The 19,738-nt window shown below is 66.1% G+C and carries 20 protein-coding genes; 9 read left to right on the forward strand and 11 right to left on the reverse strand.

What is annotated here, in order from left to right:
* Window positions 1-232: 232 nt before the first annotated feature.
* Window positions 233-898, reverse strand: coding sequence for a phosphoribosylglycinamide formyltransferase (gene purN / locus HG262_RS26410; protein ID WP_169273830.1), 666 nt, complete (start codon window positions 896-898; stop codon window positions 233-235).
* A gap of 167 nt (window positions 899-1,065) precedes the next feature.
* Between purN and HG262_RS26415 the strand changes: the two genes are divergently transcribed.
* The 4 genes from HG262_RS26415 (at window position 1,066) to coaBC (ending at window position 6,788) form a co-directional block, all read left to right on the forward strand.
* Window positions 1,066-2,031, forward strand: coding sequence for a bifunctional riboflavin kinase/FAD synthetase (locus tag HG262_RS26415; protein ID WP_169273831.1), 966 nt, complete (start codon window positions 1,066-1,068; stop codon window positions 2,029-2,031).
* Entirely contained in the window at window positions 2,021-4,891 is a 2,871-nt protein-coding gene (ileS, locus tag HG262_RS26420) for an isoleucine--tRNA ligase (RefSeq protein WP_169273832.1), read from the forward strand. Before HG262_RS26415 ends, ileS begins: the two co-directional genes overlap by 11 nt.
* Window positions 4,892-4,893: 2 nt before the next feature.
* Window positions 4,894-5,427 carry a signal peptidase II gene (lspA, locus tag HG262_RS26425; RefSeq protein WP_169273833.1) on the forward strand — a complete coding sequence of 178 codons (534 nt, stop codon included), beginning with the start codon at window positions 4,894-4,896 and terminating at the stop codon, window positions 5,425-5,427.
* A gap of 164 nt (window positions 5,428-5,591) precedes the next feature.
* Entirely contained in the window at window positions 5,592-6,788 is a 1,197-nt protein-coding gene (coaBC, locus tag HG262_RS26430; protein WP_169273834.1) for a bifunctional phosphopantothenoylcysteine decarboxylase/phosphopantothenate--cysteine ligase CoaBC, read from the forward strand.
* 76 nt (window positions 6,789-6,864) lie between these two features.
* Here the strand turns inward: coaBC and HG262_RS26435 are convergent, their stop codons facing one another.
* The 5 genes from HG262_RS26435 to HG262_RS26455 all read right to left on the reverse strand — a co-directional run bounded on the left by HG262_RS26435 (window position 6,865) and on the right by HG262_RS26455 (window position 11,146).
* Window positions 6,865-7,857: a tripartite tricarboxylate transporter substrate binding protein gene (locus HG262_RS26435; RefSeq protein ID WP_169273835.1), complete on the reverse strand. Its 993-nt coding sequence runs from the start codon at window positions 7,855-7,857 to the stop codon at window positions 6,865-6,867.
* Between the two features lie 115 nt (window positions 7,858-7,972).
* Entirely contained in the window at window positions 7,973-8,662 is a 690-nt protein-coding gene (locus HG262_RS26440) for an AroM family protein (RefSeq protein WP_169273836.1), read from the reverse strand.
* Window positions 8,659-9,588 (reverse strand): DUF1177 domain-containing protein, encoded by a 930-nt coding sequence (locus HG262_RS26445; RefSeq protein ID WP_169273837.1) that lies wholly within the window; start codon window positions 9,586-9,588, stop codon window positions 8,659-8,661. The genes HG262_RS26440 and HG262_RS26445 overlap by 4 nt, the downstream gene beginning before the upstream one ends.
* Entirely contained in the window at window positions 9,585-10,289 is a 705-nt protein-coding gene (gene pepE, locus HG262_RS26450; RefSeq protein WP_169273838.1) for a dipeptidase PepE, read from the reverse strand. Before pepE ends, HG262_RS26445 begins: the two co-directional genes overlap by 4 nt.
* A gap of 89 nt (window positions 10,290-10,378) precedes the next feature.
* Window positions 10,379-11,146, reverse strand: a complete 768-nt coding sequence (locus HG262_RS26455; RefSeq protein ID WP_169273839.1) for an IclR family transcriptional regulator — start codon at window positions 11,144-11,146, stop codon at window positions 10,379-10,381.
* A 179-nt stretch (window positions 11,147-11,325) separates the two neighbouring features.
* On the opposite strand from HG262_RS26455, the gene HG262_RS26460 reads away from it, so the two are divergent.
* Complete coding sequence (locus HG262_RS26460) at window positions 11,326-12,561, forward strand: M24 family metallopeptidase (protein ID WP_248293508.1); 1,236 nt, start codon at window positions 11,326-11,328, stop codon at window positions 12,559-12,561.
* Window positions 12,562-12,593: 32 nt separating this feature from the next.
* Window positions 12,594-13,229, forward strand: a complete 636-nt coding sequence (locus tag HG262_RS26465; RefSeq protein ID WP_169273841.1) for a CerR family C-terminal domain-containing protein — start codon at window positions 12,594-12,596, stop codon at window positions 13,227-13,229.
* A gap of 19 nt (window positions 13,230-13,248) precedes the next feature.
* Here the strand turns inward: HG262_RS26465 and HG262_RS26470 are convergent, their stop codons facing one another.
* Window positions 13,249-14,289 (reverse strand): metal-dependent hydrolase, encoded by a 1,041-nt coding sequence (locus tag HG262_RS26470; protein ID WP_169273842.1) that lies wholly within the window; start codon window positions 14,287-14,289, stop codon window positions 13,249-13,251.
* 107 nt (window positions 14,290-14,396) lie between these two features.
* Between HG262_RS26470 and HG262_RS26475 the strand changes: the two genes are divergently transcribed.
* From HG262_RS26475 to HG262_RS26485, 3 genes are all read left to right on the forward strand, one after another.
* Window positions 14,397-15,035 (forward strand): DedA family protein, encoded by a 639-nt coding sequence (locus HG262_RS26475; protein WP_169273843.1) that lies wholly within the window; start codon window positions 14,397-14,399, stop codon window positions 15,033-15,035.
* 16 nt (window positions 15,036-15,051) lie between these two features.
* Window positions 15,052-15,588 carry a hypothetical protein gene (locus tag HG262_RS26480; protein WP_169273844.1) on the forward strand — a complete coding sequence of 179 codons (537 nt, stop codon included), beginning with the start codon at window positions 15,052-15,054 and terminating at the stop codon, window positions 15,586-15,588.
* Window positions 15,589-15,688: 100 nt separating this feature from the next.
* A complete protein-coding gene (locus HG262_RS26485; protein WP_169273862.1) occupies window positions 15,689-16,339 on the forward strand; it encodes a dUTPase in 651 nt (216 codons plus the stop codon).
* 98 nt (window positions 16,340-16,437) lie between these two features.
* Here HG262_RS26485 and HG262_RS26490 read toward each other — a convergent pair whose 3' ends face one another.
* The 4 genes from HG262_RS26490 to ehuC form a co-directional block, all read right to left on the reverse strand.
* Entirely contained in the window at window positions 16,438-17,550 is a 1,113-nt protein-coding gene (locus tag HG262_RS26490; protein ID WP_169273845.1) for an NADH:flavin oxidoreductase/NADH oxidase, read from the reverse strand.
* A gap of 94 nt (window positions 17,551-17,644) precedes the next feature.
* A complete protein-coding gene (gene ehuA, locus HG262_RS26495; RefSeq protein WP_169273846.1) occupies window positions 17,645-18,415 on the reverse strand; it encodes an ectoine/hydroxyectoine ABC transporter ATP-binding protein EhuA in 771 nt (256 codons plus the stop codon).
* Window positions 18,412-19,083 carry an ectoine/hydroxyectoine ABC transporter permease subunit EhuD gene (gene ehuD / locus HG262_RS26500; protein ID WP_169273847.1) on the reverse strand — a complete coding sequence of 224 codons (672 nt, stop codon included), beginning with the start codon at window positions 19,081-19,083 and terminating at the stop codon, window positions 18,412-18,414. The genes ehuA and ehuD overlap by 4 nt, the downstream gene beginning before the upstream one ends.
* Complete coding sequence (ehuC, locus tag HG262_RS26505) at window positions 19,080-19,733, reverse strand: ectoine/hydroxyectoine ABC transporter permease subunit EhuC (RefSeq protein ID WP_169273848.1); 654 nt, start codon at window positions 19,731-19,733, stop codon at window positions 19,080-19,082. The genes ehuD and ehuC overlap by 4 nt, the downstream gene beginning before the upstream one ends.
* Window positions 19,734-19,738 lie beyond the last annotated feature (5 nt).

Below are 19,738 nucleotides of genomic sequence, written 5' to 3' on the forward strand. Positions count from 1 at the left end.
CGCGGGCGTCGCCTTTGGGACGCGAGAAGAAGGACCGACCGTCGCGCCCTTCGGAGGCTGCCCTCGGGGTGCCTGCCGGACGAGAACGCGGAGATTGGGGTTTAGTCATGGTGTGTTCCAGTGGGGCGGAGGAGTTCCGCCCGGTAAAAGCGATTCAATGCGAGCAATTTCAATGCGAGCAATTTCAATGAAGCGGTTCAGTGCGGGCGATGCGTTGGAGCCCAGCGTCCGCTCAAGCGGCCGGCGACCAGGTGAACAAACGCGCGGGGTCCCCCTGCACGTCCACCCGGTGGTCGCTTGTCAGCGTAACCCGGCCTTCGGCCAACCAGCGCACCGCGGCCGGAAAAGCCTGATGTTCCACTGCCAGCACGCGGTTGGCCAGCAGTTCCGGCGTATCTCCAGCCAGGACCGGCACACAGCCCTGGGCGATGATGGGGCCGTGGTCCAGCACCGGCGTGACGAAATGCACCGTGCAGCCGTGAACCCGCACGCCCGTCGCCAAGGCCTGGGCATGCGTGTGCAGGCCGGGAAACGCCGGCAGCAGCGAGGGATGGATATTGACCAGCCGGCCGGCATAGTGGTTGACGAAACCCGGGGTCAGCACCCGCATGAAGCCGGCCAGGATGACGTAGTCGGGCGCATAGCGATCGATTTCAGCGGCCAAGGCAGCGTCGAAAGCCTCGCGGCTGGCGTAATCCTTATGGTACAGGGCCGCCGTGGGAATGCCCTGCGCGGCGGCCCATTCCAGGCCGCCGGCGTCGGGCCGGCTGGCGATGACGGCGGCGACGTCGGCCGGCCAGCCCTCGTCGCGGCACGCTTCGGCCAGCGCCTGCATGTTGCTGCCCCGTCCCGAGATCAGGATGACAAGGCGGCGTTTAGAAATTTGTGTTTCCGGCAAGATAGAAGAATCCAAAGATGTAGCCCCCAGGGCGCCCGCCAAAACGGGCGTTGCTTGACGCAAACAGGCTTGTCCACCGCCATTTCGCACCCCGGAAATACCGGTCGCGAATAAATGGTTGGGGGGATTAGAACAAACCCGGAATCCAAAATTGTAAACTCTCGCTCGTGAAACCATCGCTGCGCATCTACCGATCCCTGCCTCCGCCCGACCGGCGCGCTCCTTGCGCGCTGACGATCGGCAATTTCGACGGCGTCCATCGCGGGCACCAGGCCATGCTGGCGCGCGTCTGCCAAGTCGCCCGCGAACGCGGCCTGACGCCTGCCGTCATGACCTTCGAGCCGCACCCGCGGGAGTATTTCGCCACCCTGAACCAACGCCCCGAGCTGGCGCCGACCCGGATTTCCGGGCTGCGCGACAAGCTGGCGGCGCTGGCGCGCTACGGCGTGTCCCAGGTCGTGGTGGAACGCTTCAACGCCCGGCTGGCCGAAATGTCGGCCAACGCCTTCATCGAGAACCTGCTTGTGCAGGGGCTGCAGGCCAAATGGCTGCTGGTGGGTGAGGACTTCCGTTTTGGCCACAAGCGCAGCGGCGATATCGACCTGCTGCGCGAAGCCGGCATGCGCCACGGCTTCGAAGTGCAGACGCTGGCCGACGTGACCGACCAGCAAGGCCACCGGATTTCCAGTTCCGAAGTCCGCACGGCGCTGGCCGTGGGCGACCTGGACCGCGCCCGCCACCTGCTGGGCCACCCGTACCATATCAGCGGCCACGTGATCCATGGCCAGAAGCTGGGCCGCACCCTGGGCTTTCCCACGATGAACCTGCGCGTGGCCGAGCGATGCGCCGCCCGCTCGGGCATCTATGTGGTGCAGGTCTATGGACTGGCCGAACGCCCGTTGCCCGCCGTGGCCAGCCTGGGCGTGCGCCCGACGGTCGAAGACCGCGGTCGCGTGCTGCTGGAGTCGCACCTGCTGGACGATACCGTCGACGCTTACGGTAAACTCGTACGCGTCGAATTCCTGCACAAGCTGCGGGACGAAGAAAAATTTCCTGACCTCCCTTCCCTGACTGCCGCCATCGCCGAAGACGCGCGAAACGCGCGCGCCTATTTTGCCGTTCATGGACTATAAAAAGACCCTCAACCTGCCCGATACCCCCTTCCCCATGCGGGGCGACCTTGCCAAGCGCGAGCCCGCCTGGATTTCGCAGTGGGAGGAAAACCACGTCTACCAGGCGATCCGTGCGGCCAGCCGCGGCCGGCCCCGTTTCGTGCTGCACGACGGTCCGCCCTATGCGAACGGCGACATCCACATCGGCCACGCGGTCAACAAGATCCTGAAGGACATCATCGTCAAGAGCCGCAACATGGCCGGCTATGACGCGCATTACGTGCCGGGCTGGGACTGTCACGGCATGCCGATCGAAATCCAGATCGAAAAGAAGTACGGCAAGCACCTGCCCGTGGCGGAGGTGCAATCGAAGGCCCGCGCCTACGCGCTCGAGCAGATCGACCGCCAGCGCAAGGACTTCAAGCGCCTGGGCGTGCTGGGCGGCTGGGACCGTCCGTACATGACGATGAACTTCAGCAATGAAGCCGACGAAATTCGCGCGCTGGGCCGCATCCTGGACAAGGGCTATGTGTTCCGCGGCCTGAAGCCCGTGAACTGGTGTTTCGACTGCGGCTCGGCCCTGGCCGAAGCCGAAGTGGAATATGCCGACCGCGTCGACCCCGCCGTGGACGTCGCCTTCCCGTTTGCCGAACCGGCCAAGCTGGCCAAGGCCTTCGGCCTGGATTCGGTGGAAGACGGCGCCATCGTGATCTGGACGACCACGCCCTGGACCATCCCGTCCAACCAGGCGCTGAACGTGCACCCGGAAATCGAATATGCGCTGGTGCGGGTGTCCCCGTCGTCGCCGGCGCCCAAGTTCGGCCCGCTGCTGCTGGTCGCGAAAGACCGCGTCGAAGCCTGCCTGAAATCCTGGCACCTGGAAGGCGAGATCATCGCCACGGCGCCGGGCGAAGTGCTGTCGGGCCTCGAATTCCGCCATCCGCTGGCGCAGTTCAACGCCGCCTACGACCGCCGTTCGCCCATCTACCTGGGCGACTACGTCACGGCCGACTCGGGCACGGGCGTCGTGCACTCGGCACCGGCCTACGGCATTGAAGACTTCGTGTCGTGCAAAGCGCACGGCATGAAAGACACCGATTTCATCAGCCCCGTGATGGGCGACGGCAAGTACGTGGACAGCCTGGCGCTGTTCGGCGGCCTGTCCATCTGGGACGCCAACCCCAAGATCGTCGAAGCGCTGACCGAAGCCGGCGCGCTGATGCACGTCGAAAAGCACAAGCACAGCTACATGCACTGCTGGCGCCACAAGACGCCGATCATCTACCGCGCCACCAGCCAATGGTTCGCCGGCATGGACGTGGCGCCCAAGGATGGCGGCCCGACCTTGCGCGAATCGGCGCTGGCCGGCATCGACGCCACGGCCTTCTATCCGGCCTGGGGCCGCGCCCGCCTGCACGCGATGATCGCCAACCGTCCGGACTGGACCCTGTCGCGCCAGCGCCAGTGGGGCGTGCCGATGGCCTTCTTCGTGCACAAGGAAACCGGCGAACTGCACCCGCGCACGGCCGAACTGCTGGAGCAGGTGGCGCAGCGCGTCGAGCAAGGCGGCATCGAGGCCTGGCAAGCGATCGAACCCCGCGACCTGCTGGGCGACGAAGCCGACCAGTACGAAAAGAACCGCGACACGCTGGACGTGTGGTTCGATTCGGGCAGCACGCACGCCACGGTGCTGGGCGGCAAGGACGGCGAATTCGCCGGTTCGCACGGCGCTGAACTGGGTTGGCCCGCCGACCTGTACCTGGAAGGCTCGGACCAGCATCGCGGCTGGTTCCATTCGTCGCTCTTGACCGGCTGCATGCTGTACGGCCAGCCGCCCTACAAGGCACTGCTGACGCACGGCTTCGTGGTGGACGGCCAGGGCCGCAAGATGAGCAAGTCCGTGGGCAACGTGATCGCCCCGCAAAAGGTGTCGGACTCGCTGGGCGCGGAAATCCTGCGCCTGTGGGTGGCATCCACCGATTATTCGGGCGAACTGTCCATCTCGGACGAGATCCTGAAGCGCGTGGTGGAAGGCTACCGCCGCATCCGCAACACGCTGCGCTTCCTGCTGGCCAACGTGGCCGACTTCGACGCAGTGTCGCAATCGGTGCCCTACGGCGAGCTCTTCGAGATCGACCGTTATGCGCTGGCGATGACCGCGCAGATGCAGTCCGAAGTGCAGGCGAACTATGAACGCTACGACTTCCATCCGGCCGTCTCGCGCTTGCAGACGTTCTGCTCGGAAGACCTGGGCGCGTTCTACCTGGACATCCTGAAAGACCGCCTGTACACGTCGGCCCCTGGCAGCGTGGCGCGCCGTTCGGCGCAGACAGCGCTGCTGGACATCACGCAGACGCTGCTCAAGCTGATGGCGCCGATCCTGTCCTTCACGGCTGAAGAAGCCTGGAAGGAACTGGTCGGCTCCGCCCTGAAGCACCAGGCCGACGCCGCCCGCACGACGATCTTCACCGAGGTCTACCACGCGCTGCCGCCGTTTGCCGACGCCGACGCGCTGACCGCCAAGTGGACGCGCCTGCGCGCCATCCGCGCCGACGTCCAGCGCAAGCTGGAAGAAGTGCGCACGGCGGGCGACATCGGTTCGTCGCTGCAAGCGGAAGTGGACCTGTACGCCAATGGCGATGACCAGCAACTGCTGGCCAGCCTGGGCGACGACCTGCGCTTCGTGCTGATCGTCTCGCGCGCCACCGTGCACGCGGGCGAAGGCGAGACCCGCATCGAGGTCACGCCGTCGACCCACAAGAAGTGCGAGCGCTGCTGGCACTGGCGCCTGGACGTGGGTCAGGACGCGGAACACCCCGAAATCTGCGGCCGCTGCGTGTCCAACCTGTTCGGCTCGGGCGAAACCCGGGACAAGGCTTGAGCATGGCCCGCCCCTCCGATTCGGGAGTGACGGGCACGGCCCCCACCCGCGCCGTTCCCGCGCGCGTGGGCGGCTGGCTGGCGCTGGCGCTGTTGATCATCGTGCTGGACCAGTTGACCAAGGTGTACTTCAACACCTCGTTTCAGTATGGCGAACGGGTCAACGTGCTGCCGGTGTTCGACTTCACGCTGCTGTTCAACCGGGGGGCCGCATTCAGCTTCCTGGCGTCCGAGGAAGGCTGGCAACGCTGGCTGTTCACTGCCCTGGGCATCGTGGCGGCCGTGGTGATCACGATCATCTTGCGCCGCACCCATGGGCAGCCGCGCTTCAGCCTGGCGCTGACGCTGATCCTGGGCGGGGCTATCGGCAACGTGATCGACCGCGTGGTGTATGGCCACGTGGTGGACTTCCTGCTGTTCTACTGGAACGACTCCTACTTCCCCGCCTTCAACCTGGCGGACGTGGGGATCAGCTGCGGCGCCGTGCTACTGGTGCTGGACGAGCTGCTGCGCGCGCGCAAGAAGCCGCAGGCGTGACCACAGCCGCCGGGGCGCAACGCCCCGGCCGCCCCTCCCTGGGGCTGGGTTTTGCCCTATTTGATCCCCCCTGAACGCATCGCGAACGGCGCAATGCCGCAATGCAGAATAAAATCATCCTCCATTCCTCGTTTTCACGGCGCTGAACCCGCCGCCACGCCCTCATGCTCGATCTCGCCCGCAAACGCATCGTCCTCGGTCTGACCGGGGGCATCGCCTGCTACAAAATCGCCGAGCTGGTGCGGCGCATGACCGAACAAGGCGCCACGGTCGACGTGGTGATGACCGAGGCGGCCACGCACTTCATCACGCCCGTCACCATGCAGGCCCTGTCGGGCCGGCCGGTGTTCGTGGATGCCTGGGATGCGCGCGTGCCCAACAACATGGCGCACATCGACCTGACGCGCGGCGCAGACGCCGTGCTGATCGCGCCCGCCAGCGCCGACTTCATGGCGAAGCTGGCCCACGGCATGGCCGACGACCTGCTGTCCACGCTGTGCCTGGCGCGCGCCTGTCCGCTTCTGGTGGCGCCGGCGATGAACCGCGAGATGTGGGCCAACCCGGCCACGCAGCGCAATGTCGAACAATTGCGCGCCGACGGCATCAGCGTCCTGGGCCCGTCTGCAGGCGAGCAGGCCTGCGGCGAAACCGGCGACGGCCGCATGCTGGAGGCGCATGAACTGCTGACCGACCTGATCGCCTTCTTCCAGCCCAAGTTGCTGGCCGGCCGCCATGTACTGCTGACCGCCGGCCCCACGTCCGAACCCGTGGACCCCGTGCGCGTGCTGAGCAACCGCTCGTCGGGCAAGACGGGCTACGCGCTGGCTCGCGCCGCCCGCGAAGCCGGCGCCCGGGTCACGCTGATCACCGGCGCCACCTTCCTGCCCGTGCCCCGCGGCGTGACTGCGCTGTCGGTCATGACCGCGCGCCAGATGCACGATGCCGTGATGGCCAGCGCCGCCGACGCCGACATCTTCATCGCGGTGGCCGCGGTGGCCGATTGGCGCGTCAAGAACGTCAGCACGCAGAAGTTGAAGAAGACCACCGAAGGCGGCGGCGCGCCGCTGATGGAATTCGAACCCAATCCCGACATCCTGGCCGAAGTGGCCAAACTGGAAAACGGCCCGTGGTGCGTTGGCTTTGCCGCCGAAACCGAAAAGCTTGCGGAACATGCCGAAGCCAAGCGCGCGCGCAAGGGCATCCCGCTGCTGGTGGGCAACCTGGCGCACAAAGTCATGGATGCGGATACCACCGAACTGGTGCTGTTCGACGAGCAAGGCGCGCACCCCCTGCCCGCCGCCGACAAGCTGGATGCCGCACGCCGGTTGATCGCCGAAATCGCGGCGAGGTATCCGGCGTAGGAGGAGTCAAGCGCGGCTAGCCGCGATACCGGAATTGTCCTTCAGTACATTCCGGCATCGCCCAGCCGCGCCCGGCTTACTGCTCCAGGCTGATATTCGCGGCCTTGACGATATCGGCCCACTGCTTGCGGTCGTTTTCCAGGAACTGGCTGGTCTTCTCGGGCGTCATGCCCGTCACCGGCTCCGAGCCCAGGCCCGCCATTTTCTCGATCACGCCAGGTTGCTTCAACACGTCTTGCAGCGCGTCGTAATAGGCCGCCAGCACGTCGGCGGGCAAGCCTGCCGGGGCGAATACACCTTGCCACGTCGGCATGTCGAAACCCTTCAGCCCTTGTTCGTCCAGCGTCGGCACGTTGGGCAATTGCGGGGCGCGTTTGATCGACGCGACGGCGATCGCCCGGACCTTGCCTTGCAAAGCCAGCGGCGCCGCGGTGGAGATGTTGTCCATCGTCATCGCGATGTGGCCGCCCAGCAGGTCGGTGATGACCGGCGCCGCGCCGCGATAGGCGGCGTGCGGGACCTTCACGCCCATCTTGTACAGCATGGTTTCGGCGATCAGGTGGTTCGAAATGCCCACGCCCGCCGTGCCATAGGTGGCCGTCGGCGTCTTCTGGAAATAGTCCTTGAGTTCGGCCAGGTTGTTGGCCGGCACGTCCTTGTTCACGATGACCACGTTCGGCTGCACGGCCGCCAGCGTGATCGGCGTGAAGTCCGTGGGCGTGTAGTTCGTGCCCTTGGGATTCAGGACGTGGGTGATGGCCATGGAACCGGCCGCAGCGATGCCGATCGTGTAGCCGTCGGCAGGCGATTGCGACAGGCGGTACGCCATGATGTTGCCGCCGGCGCCGGCCAGGTTTTCGACGACGACCGTCTGGCCCAAGCGCTGCGACAGCGGTTCGGCCAGCAGGCGCGCCAGCGTATCGGCGGACCCGCCGGGCGCAAAGCCCACCAGCAGCCGCACGGGCTTCGTGGGCTTCCACGCATCGGCGGCCATCGCCGTGGAGGCGGCCGTCAGGGCGGTAACGGCAAACAGGGCGCCAACGGCGCGGTGCAGAGTAAGGCTGAACATGAAAAGACACTCCCAACGATAAATTGACGAAGACCGCTTCGTCTCCCCTCGCCGCTCATCCGGCCGGGTTGCGGACGTGGCGTCCCAGGCCCTGCATCGGCCAGCTTTGGCGGCGTTATTCCAATAACTGCGACAGCGCCTGGGCGACCAGGCGGTTGGACAGCAGGACCGGACGGCCCGACGCCTGCGAGACCGCTTCACGCATGCCGGCGGTATAACCCATGCAATGCATGACGATCAGGTCGCACGACGCCAATGCCTGGCCCGCTTGCGCGAAATTTCGCGCCGCCAACTCGGCATCGGCCTCGTAGGGCGAGGCGTGCACGACCTGCGTCTCGCAGGACAGCGGCACGGCCATATGAAAAAAATCGACCTGTTCGGCCAGCGGCACCACCAGCCCCACCTTGCGGCAGTGCTGCGACAAGCCTGCGACCAGATGGTCGACGACCTGCTGCGGCTCGACGACCAGCGTGCGCATCGGCGCGATGGCCGTGCCGGTGCACAGCGGGACCAGCACGTCGTAACCCGCCCCGTCCGCCTGCCGCATCACGTCGGCCAATCGCGCTTCGGCGGCGGCGGCATCCAGTTGGATCTGGGCGCCGTCGCGCAGGCGCGTGGCGAAACGGTATTCGCCGTCCCTGGGTGCCATCGCGGCCAGCGCCGCGGCATCCAACCCATCGAGCGCGCCGAATTCATCGATCCGCACGGTATCGCCCAGCAGCCGCGCCATCTCGGGCACGACATCGCTGCGCGGCGACTCCCCGATGGTGAAAAACGCCACGCGGCGCGCTTGCGCCGCGCTCATGCCGCGCCGCCGTCTACGCGGCCCACGGTCTGCAGATGCGCCATCGAGCCGTAGCGGCCTTGCAGCGTGTGCCACTCCGCGTCGTCGAAGAAGGTCATCGTGCGCTGGCCGAACAGCTTGGCGATCTCGATGCAGAAACGCATCGCGACGTCGGCATCGACGGCGTTCGTGACGCCCGTCGCACAGCCCGGCACCGTCGTCTGCGCCGTCAGCGCCACGCCCACCACCGGTGCATCCGTCACGATGGCCGGCTGCATCAGCGAATTCACGTGCCACAGGCCGTTTTCGTACGGCGTGATGTCTTGCGTGGTAAGCGGCAAGGTCACGGGCAGTTCGCCGCTGACCCAGCCCATCACGTCCAGCATCGTTTCCGGAATACGCAGCAGATAGCCTTGCTTGGCGACCGGCGTCAGCGCCACGCCGCGCTTGTTGACCAGGCGGTTGCCGCGCGTCGTATCGACGGACAGGATGGCATCCATGCGCGGATCCACTTCATACGACATCATTTCGCGCATGGGGAACGGCGAACGCATCATCGGCACCGGATGGTGCGGACGCGTGCCGGCGCGCGGGCAGATATGCGTGCGGATGCGCACGGTGCCAGGCAGGACGTCGCCCTGGCGCGCCATCGCCATGAGCTTGAGCGCCGCGGCGATGGCGACCACCGCGCCGTCGCTGTCGGACACCAGTCCCGTCACCGCCGGGCGCGCGCCGATGCCGCCCAAACGGCCCACGATGCCCAACTGCGGCGCGGCGTCATCCGCACCGGGGATCACGATGGACAGGAAGTCCGTCGCCGCGCCGTCGCGCTCAAGACGGGTCACGTCCACCTCGCATTGGCCGGCATCGCGCAGCACCTGCGCCACGGCGTCGCCCGTGATGTGGGCCGACGACAGCAGTTCAATGGTGTCGATCACCTGCTTCATGCCGGGATCTCCAAGGCGCCCGGACGGAATACGCGCGGCTCGGCCTGGCCCAGGAACAGCGGCGCATCGTGCGGACCGATCAACGCGATCTGGGTGCCACGCACGCGCAGCGCGGCGCCTTCGGGCAGGCCCAGCACCGGCATCGCCGGATTCAGCGTGCAGAACTCGGCCAGGCGCTGGGCGCGCGTTTCGCCGCGGTGCCCAGGCGGATGGGCGTTGGTGTAGTGCGGATTGATCTGGAACGACAGCAGGCCCAGCGCGTCGAAGCCTCCCGGATCCGTGATGGGCATGTCGTTGGTGGTGCAGATGCTGGGGCAAGCCAGGTTCGAGCCCGCGCTCCAGCCCAGGTAGGCAGCGCCTGCCCGCACGCGGCGCGCGACCACGTCCAGCAGGCCTTGGCGGCGCAACTGGCCCAGCAGATTGAAGGTATTGCCGCCCCCCACGATGATGACCGCGGCGCTTTCTAGCGCGGCCGCGGGGTTTTCCGCGCGATGCAGGCCCTGAATGTCCAGGCCGGTGTCGGCCAGCGCCGAGGACACCAGCGCCGTGTAGTCGTCCCAAGTGCGCGTGACGCCTGCAAAAGGCACGAAGACAGCCGGCGCGCCCTGCGGCAGGGACGCAATCAGATCGCGGATATCCGGCATGGCGTGGACCAGATAACCCGCATCGCTGCTGGAATTGCTGAGTAGCAAGAGGTTCATGGAGGGAGGATCCGTTAAGGGTTTTGGAGAATGCTGGGGTGTTCTGGATAGCGTCCCCGGGGACGCGTCGGGGATGGGCAAATGTCGGCTCAACCCAGCCAATAAGGGTCATTCAATTCACGGCCAAGCGCGCCCACCTGCTGCAGCACGGATTCGCGCAAGCGCGCCACACGGGCTGCATCAGCCTGGAACGACACGAACGACAGGCACAGTCCGCGCAGGTCGCCCGTCGCAGGATCGCGCACCGCCGCCGCCACCGCGCCGATGCCGGGCATGGCTTGATCGATGGCGACGCCGCAGCGGTCCGCGCGCGTCTGCGCGACCAGGCGGGCCAAGTCGCCGACGGTCGCAGGGCAATCGCGGCCTTCCGTCGGCAAGGGCCGAGCCGGATCCGTACCGTACAAGGCGTGGAATTCGCCCTCGTTCAGCCGCGACAGCAACGCCCGCCCCATCGCCGTGCCCGAGGCGTTGCGGCGCGATCCGGGCGGCGACAGCACCTGTACCGGATGCGACCCGTTCAATCGTTGCAGCACCACGGTTTCGCGCTGATTAAGCGTGGAGAGATAAGCCGTCAGGCCACTGTCTTCCGACAAGCGGACCAACACGGCGCGGCAGGCTTCGTCCAGCGGCGTGGCGGTCATGCCGGCGCGCACGGCCTGGGCGAGCAAGGCGCCCGGGCGATAGCGGCGCGTGGCCGCGTCCTGGTCCAGCATGCCGTAGTGCTGCATCTGGTTCAGCAGGCGCGAGGCCGTGCTTTTGGGCATGGCCAGGCGCGCCGAGACGTCGGTAAAGCTCAGTTCCGTCGCACCTTCCGCATAGAGCGCCAGGACGCGTTGGACCCCATCTAGAATACTCATGGATGTTCCATAAATCGGAACTAATGTTCCTTAATTGGGAACAAGAATAATGCAGGCGATCCAGACGGTCAACAAGGGGGTCTCGGCACGCGAATTGATTAATTCATTTGAATGAATTAAATTTCGCTTCCCTTGTTTCCCTCTCATAGGACCGAGCCATGCTTACGCCCCCATCCCCCTTGACCCTCGATGAACGCGACCGTCGCTGGCAACTCGCCCGCGATCTGATGCAGGCCGAGCGTCTGGAAGCGCTGATCGTTTACGGCGACCGGGAGGCCTGCGCGCCTGCCGGCTTCGCGCAGGACTGCTACTTCACCAATGACCGACCCGGGTCGATGGTGGTTTTCATCGGTGACGAAGCGCCGCGGGTCTACACGTTTGCCTCGCTGATGGTCGCCGATCACCTGCAAGCTGCGTTGCGCGGCGACCTCCAGTGGATCGCACCCGAACAATTGTTCGTGGGCAAGACGGGCCGCGACGTCGGCGCGTGGCTGGCGAATCGCGGGATGAACGGCACCCGGATCGGCGTGATCGGGTTGGAGCCCTACCCGCCCTTCTACTTCGATGGCGCCATGCCGGCGCGGACGCTTCAGGCGCTGGAAGCGGCAATGCCCGACGCGACGTTCGTGCCGGTGTATCGGCCATTTTTCCAGCGAGCGGCCGTCAAAAGCGTTGAAGAGCTTGCGCTGATCCGCCACGCAGCGCGTATCGGCGAAGCGATGAGCGCGACGCTTCGCGCAACCGCCAAACCGGGCGTATCGGAGGCTGACTTGGTCGCGGCAGTGACGGCCACCTGCTTTTCGATGGGCGGCTACACGGCCGAGATACTGCTTGGGTCAGGTCCGGAATATGTAGGATGGGGACCCGCCGCTTGGCAATACCGCGCCCAGGCGCCCAGGATTCTGCGCGAAGGCGATTTGATCCTGTCGGAGATTTTCGCGCTGTACGGCATGATGGAGACGCAACATCAGGCCGCCGTGGCGATCGGCGAGGTACATCCCGATATCCTGCGTGCAGCGGACGTCGCCCGCGCCAGCTACGAAGCAGGCGTGCAAGCGCTGCGAGTCGGCAGCACGTTCGGCGATGTGGTCGACGCGATGGAGGCGCCGTTGCTGGCGGCCGGTGGCTGGCACGTCCATCCGTTGATCCACAGCCTCAATCCGTATGGTCCTGTAGGATTCGGCACCGCGCCGGGCATAGAATCGCTGCCCGAAGCCGCCCGCTATCCTGAACTCAAGCGGCTGCCGACCGTGGGACGCGATCTTCCGCTGCAAGAAGGCATGTGCTTTGCCTTCGAACCGAATTGCGCCTTCGGGCGGCACATGGCTAATATCGGCGGCACCGTGCTGGTCGGCCCGACAGCCGGCGTCGAATTGAACGACAACACCACGCGGCTGATGCACGCGGACCTCTAGCAAGGCGCAACCGCCAGAAAATGACGACATCGATGGACGATCAAGACACGCTCAATGCGCGCACCCGCGACACCCGCGACCGGCTCATCCGGGCCGGGCTGGCACTGTTCAGCCGTCAGGGACTTGACGGCGTGCGGACACGGCAACTGGTGGACGAAGCGGGCGTGAATCAATCTGCCATTCCGTACCATTTCGGCGGCAAGGAAGGCGTGTACGCCGCCGTGCTGGAGCATGTGGCCGCGGGGATCGTCGGCCGTCTGGACCTGCAGCCGCCCGCGCGGGCCTCCGCTGGCGAGGCCGCCGCGGCCCTCAAGTCGCTCATGCAGGACTTTGCCTGCGCGTTGCTGGACTCCGAGACGTCAACGGCAGGCAGTCTGCTGCTGGCGCGCGAACAGCTCCGGCCCACGGAAAAATTCGATGCGCTCTACACCCGGCTGTTCCTGCCGCTGCACACGAAAGTCGCTGATCTGGCGGCCGACATCCGGAACGAAGCGCGCGGCCGCAGGGAACAAGTGCTGCGCGCGCACGCGATCCTGGGCCAGGCGCTGGCTTTCGCGGTAGCGCGCGAAGCGCTGCTGCGGCGGCTTGGCGTACCGGCCCTGTCGCGGCAGGACGTTGCCGACATTGCCGCGATGATTGGCGGCATGGCCATCGCCGCCTGCGCCTGAGCGGCGGCAGGCCGCGCGCTCATTTCGTCGACAGCACCGACCATTGCGCCAGCGGCAGCGGTGGCTGAGGATTCAGGATGCGCGCCAGCACAAGTTTCAATTCCGCCCACCCGCCGCGCTCGCTGGGCCACACAGCGGGCGTGACGGGTTGCCACCCTCCGTCCGCGGCGCGCTCGGCCATCTTGAAGCGGAAGGTGTAATGCCCCGCCATGCCCATGCGCAGATCGGACACCACCAGCGCGTCGCCGATGGCGTCATAGCGCAGCCAGTCGTCCGTGAACCAGCGCAGGCGCTGGTGCAGGGGCACGTCGGCCAGTGCGCGGGCCAGGTCCAGGTTCAACGGCTGGCGCAGCCATTCGGGAGGGGCGCGGTCGAACAGGCTGCTGACCGATTCGTAATAGTCCCCATCGGCCGTCTTGGCAATCACGCGCCAGACCAGCGTGTTGAACGGCATCGACACCGCCCTTAATTCCGTGACGGCAATGCCCTGCTGGCGCATCGCGTCGCGCACCCGGTCTTCGGCCATGATGCGGCCGGCCAGGCCGAAACCCAGATAGGCCGTGCTGAAGATCAAGGCGGCCGCCAACAAGCGACGCGCGCGGTCCGTCATGCCGACCGCGATGGCGAACAGCACCGCCGCCAGCAAGGGCACGGTATAGACCGGATCGATGATGAAAATGGCGGACCAGCTTTCAGGGATGGGGGTGAACGGCCAGAACAGCTGCGTGCCATACACCGTGAAGGCGTCCAGCACCGGATGCGTCACCAGCACCAGCCATAAGGTCAGGAACAGCCTTCGCCCACCGTAGGGGGCCTGCGGCCAGTATTTGCGCATCAGCCAGGTCAGCAACAGCGCCAGACCGGTCAGGACGAACAGCGAATGGGAAAAGCCCCGGTGGTAAGTCATGAGCGAAACCGGGTCCGGATAGCGCATCAGCACGTCCAGATCCGGCACGGTGGCCAGCGCGGCCCCGTAGATCAGCGCCCGGCGCCCCTGGAAACGCCCCAGCATGACGCCCTGTATGCCCGCGCCCAGCACGGCTTGTGTCACTGAATCCATAGTTCCCCGATTCGTCGCATCATTCAGATAGCCTAGATAACATTTGGCCACCACGGCAGGCGTTAAGATACTCGATTGCTTTCAGCTAATTTTCAGACTTCGCCTTCATGGACCAATACATAGACAAAATCGGCCTTTTCATCGAGGCCAACCAGGTGTGGGCGGGCCCGATCACCTTCCTGCTGACCCTGGGCGAATCCATGGTCCTGCTGGGCCTGTTCATTCCCGCCACCGCGCTGATGCTGCTGACCGGCGGCCTGATTGGCGCCGGCACGCTCGATCCGTGGGGCGTCATCGCCTGGGGCATCGCTGGCGCCATCGTGGGCGACGCGCTGTCCTATTGGCTGGGACGCTGGGCCGGCCCCGGCGTCCTGCGCCGCTGGCCGCTCAAGCAGCAGCGCACCGGCGTGGCGCGGGCGCGACTGTTCTTTTACCGCTACGGCTTCGCGTCGGTGCTGATTGGCCGGTTCCTAGGCCCGATCCGGTCCACCATCCCCACTGTCGCCGGCGTGATGGGCATGGCGCAAAGCCGCTTCCAGCTGGCCAATGTGCTGTCCGCCTTGCTGTGGATGCCGCTGATGCTGGCGCCGGGCTACATCACCGCACGCAGCCTGGGCACCGCTGAAAACACCCAGCAGATCGCCATGATGATCGGCGCAGGCCTCTCCGTACTGCTAGGATGCGGACTTCTGCTCGCCATGGTCCGCAAGCGCCGTCAACCGGCCCGGGTCCGGCGCGGCAACTGAACCCAAAGAGGGAATCATGGCGATAGACCTGGAGCCGAAAAACGGCGATTTCGCGCGCTATATCGAGAATCTGACGAATGCCGGGGGCCCCACGCCCGGCCGGGTTCCCGACAAGCGCGAATCCGCCCCGCAGGCCGCCTCCCCGGCTGCCGTGCCGGTGCCCCCGCCCGCTTCCGATTCCCTGTCCACCGCGCCGTGGGGCAAGCCGGCGCTGCCGCCCTTGCCGTCCCGGCGCGAGGCGACCGCCCCCGGCTCGACGGCGCCGGCTCCAACCGATGAAGGCGCGGTCTCGATGGCTCGGCGCGCACGCCAGCGCAAGATCGGCGCCGTGCTGACGATCGGCGGCATCCTGGCCGGTTGGGCGGCGGTCAATATCGGATTCCGCGCCTTCCGCAACCCGCAATTCGATCTGGACGAACTGGTGCCCGCCATCTTCCTGGGATTCTTCGCGTTCATGCTGATCAAGGCGGCCGGCGCCGCGCGCAAACCGAGCAAAAGCCTGCTGGACAAGCTACCGCCGTTGAAATCGTCCTATCGCAAGGACGGCGGCTGACCTCCGCGTCCGGACGACGGCGTGGTCAAGTGCTAACATTTCCGCCGCGATTGAATAGCCCCTATAGAACCCCGGAGTGAAAGTGAATAACGTTGTCGGATTGAACCAAGCCCAAGCGGCCACGATGCTGAAGTTGCAGGACCACTTGAACAGCATGATCAATCCCGACTGGATCAACGGCGGCGCCCGTTTCCTGCGCGCCGCATTCGTCGAATCCGCGGAAGCCCTGGAGCACTACGGCTGGAAGTGGTGGAAGAAGCAGACCATCGACCTGCCCCAGGTCCAGATGGAACTGGTCGACATCCTGCACTTCTACCTGTCCCATACGATCGTCGAGGCTGGCGGCCAGCGGGATGGCGCCGCCGCGGCGCTGGTGGCCGACCTGGCCACGCCGCCCTCGGTGCTGCTGGACGGCAAGGCCTATGCGCTGAACGGCCTGCCCGTGCCGGAACTGCTGGAACTCATCGGCGGCCTGGCCGTCTGCGGTCGCGCCAGCTACAAGGTGCTGGAACAGACCATGACGGCATGCGACATGACCTGGAACGACGCCTACACGCAATACGTGTCGAAGAACGTGCTGAACATCTTCCGCCAGCAGCATGGCTACAAGGAAGGCACCTACATCAAGATCTGGAACGGCGAAGAAGACAACGTCGTGTTGGCACGCCTGCTGTCGCAACTGGACCCGGCCAGTGCGGATTTTGCCGATGCGCTGAACCGTGAACTGGAACAGGCCTATTCGCGCCTGTAAGCCCCGCGCCCTGGCCAGCATGAGAAGCGCCGCATTGATGCGGCGCTTTTTTTACATGCGTGCAAGGTCGCAGGCGAAAGCAGGCGTGCAGCGCCCGGTCAACGCTGGCCGAAACGGGTCTCGCCGAACAGTTCCTTCAACTCGCGCGGCTGCGAACGCCAGTACTGGCGCGGCGCCGCCACCTGCCCGCCCAACTGCGCCGCCGCATGCCAAGGCCAGCGGGGGTCGTAGAGCATGCCGCGCGCCAGCGCGACCATATCGGCCTGCCCTTGCGCCAGGATGTCTTCGGCCTGCTGGGCCTCGGTAATCAGCCCGACGGCGATCGTGGGCATGCCGACCTTGCGCTTGATGGCTTGCGCGAAGGGCACCTGGTAGTTGGGCCCCACGGGGATCTTCTGCTGCGACGACACGCCGCCGCTGGAAACGTCGATGAACTCGCAGCCGCGCGCTTTCAGCGCCTGCGCGAAGGCCAACGTCTGTTCCAGGTCCCAGCCCCCCTCCACCCAATCGGTGGCCGATACGCGCACGCCCAGCGCCACGGAGGAAGGCGTGACCTCGCGCAACGCCTGGAAAACCTCCAGCGGGAACCGCATGCGGTTTTCCAGCGAGCCGCCATAGGCGTCCTGGCGCTGGTTCGACAAGGGCGACAGGAACTGGTGCAGCAGATAGCCGTGCGCCGCATGCAGTTCGATAGCATCAAAGCCCAGCCGGATGGCGCGGCGGGCGCTATCCACGAACGCGGCGCGCACGCGTGCCAAGCCGGCTTCGTCCAATGCATGGGGCGGCGGCTCGGACGCATTGTGTGCAATGGCCGACGGCGCCCAGCCCTGCCACCCGCCATCGGCGGGCGGCACCAGCTGGCCGCCGTTCCAGGGCGCATCGCTGGACGCCTTGCGTCCCGCGTGGCCCAGCTGGATGCCCAGCTTGATGGGGGAATAGCGGCGCACCGCCGCCACCACACGGCCCAGGGCGGCCTCTGTCTCATCCGACCACAGGCCCAGGTCCCCCGGCGAGATGCGGCCATCGGGCTCGACGGCGGTGGCTTCGGTGAACAGCAGCCCGGCGCCCGACAAGGCAAGATGGCCCAGATGGATCATGTGCCAATCGGTGGCACAGCCGGCTTCGGCCGAGTATTCGCACATGGGGGCGATGACGATGCGGTTGGCAAGCGGGACGTTGCCGACCGCCGTGGGACTGAACAGATGACTCATGCTGGGGCCTCCGGGCCATTGGACGCCACAGCATAGCGCCCCCCGCCGGCGCCCATCCCAATCCCAACTTCCCCGTCAGGGTCAAACCGCGCCGCTACTGGCCTTCGATCACGCTATCCAGGAACTGGCGCGTGCGCGGCTCTTTCGGCTGGCTGAACAGCACAGAGGATTCGGCGTCCTCGACGATGTTGCCTTCATCAAAAAACAACGTCCGGTCCGAACTGCGTTCGGCGAACTTCATCTGGTGCGTGACAATGATCATGGTCATGCTGCGGCGGGCGGACAAATCCCGCAGGATCTGCAGGATGCCGCCCACCAGTTCGGGATCCAGCGCGGAGGTCACTTCGTCGAACAGCATGATCTCGGGGCACATGGCCAACGCGCGGGCGATGCCGACTCGCTGCTTCTGCCCGCCGGACAATTGGGCGGGGTAGACGTCCAGCTTGTCGCCCAGGCCCACCATGTCCAGGTATTCCACGGCGCGTTCCCGCGCCTGGTCCTTCGGCAGGCCCATCACATGCACCGGCGCTTCCATCGCGTTGCCCAGCGCCGTCATGTGCGGGAACAGGTTGAAGTGCTGGAACACCATGCCGATCTTGCCGCGCACGCGGCGCAGGTGTTCGGAATTGGCCCCCACCGGACGGCCCTGCTCGTCCTTCCACATCGATTGCCCGTCGACCTCGATATCGCCGCTGGTGGGCGGGTCCAGCGTCATCAGCACGCGAAGCAAGGTGGACTTGCCCGAGCCCGACGGGCCGATCACCGCCACCGTCTGGCCCGCCGGGATCTCCAGGTTGATGCCACGCAGCACTTCCAGCTCTCCGTAGCGCTTGTGCAGGTTCTTGATGTTCAAGCTGGCGCTCATCGTTTTCCTCCATATCGTTGCAGGCGGGCCTCCATGCCGCGCACGCCCCACGCCGCCACCAGGCTCAGCGCCAGGAACAGCAGGCCCACCAGCGTCAGGGGTTCGGTGTACCGGAACGTCGCGGACCCGATCATCTTGCTTTGCTGCAACAGCTCCACCACGGTGATGGCCGACAGCAGCGGCGTGTCCTTGAACATCGCCACCAGGTAATTGCCCAGCGCCGGCACCACGGGCGGGATGGCCTGCGGCAGCACCACGCCCACCGCCGTGCGCCAGCGCGACATGTTCAAAGCGGTGGCTGCCTCCCACTGCCCGCGCGGAACCGCCTCGATGCCGGCGCGGTAGACCTCGGCGCAATAGGTCGCGTAGTGCACGCCCAACGCCACGATGCCGGTCGTCAGCGGCGACATCTTCGCCCCCGTCAACGGCAGCACATAGAACAGGAAATACATCTGCACCAGCAGCGGCGTGCTGCGCACGAACTCGATCACGAACGCCGTGGGCAGCGACACCATGCGCAGGCGCGAGCGCCGCAGCATCGCCAGCACCAGACCCAGCGTGACCGCCACCAGCATGCCCAGCACCGTCGCCTGGATGGTGATGACCAGCGCGGAACCCAGCGTGGGCAGGATTTCCAGCGCGAAAGACCAATCGAATACCGGTGTCATCGGACGCGGACCCTCCGCTCAAGCAGACGCACGCCCGCCGTGATCAGCAAGGCCACCGCGAAGTACAGCAGCAGCATCAGGCCGAAAATTTCAGTGGTGCGCAGCGTTTCGCTGCGCAGCAACTGGCCACGGAAGGTCAGGTCGGTGATGGTGATCAGCGACACCAGCGCCGTGTTTTTCATCAGTTCGATCAGCAAGTTGCCGGCGGGCGGCAGCATGGCGGGAACCGCCTGCGGCACGACGATGCGGCGCATGATCTGCGCGCGCGTCAGGTTCAACGCCAGGCCCGCCTCGCGCTGGCCTGGCGGTACGGCGCGGATGGCGCCGCGCACCACTTCGGCCCCGTACGCGCCGGCGTTCAACGCCAGCACCACGATGCCCACCAGCATGGCCGGCAGTTGGACGCCGAACAGCGGCAGCACGAAATAGAACCAGAACAGCTGCACCAGCGCCGACGTGCCCCGGAAGACCTCGACATAGATCGACGCCAGCCAGCGCACTGGCCGGACGGACGACAGACGCCCGATGCCCGACACCAAGGCCAGGGGCACCGCCAGCACGACGGCGCCTGCCATGATTTGAAGCGTGACGGCCAACCCTTCCAGCAAGGGCGGTACCAGCTCCGCGATGTGCTCTGAAACGAGTTGCATCGGCG

It is taken from the genome of Achromobacter sp. Bel (assembly GCF_012928505.1).
In the GTDB taxonomy this organism is placed as follows: domain Bacteria; phylum Pseudomonadota; class Gammaproteobacteria; order Burkholderiales; family Burkholderiaceae_B; genus Achromobacter.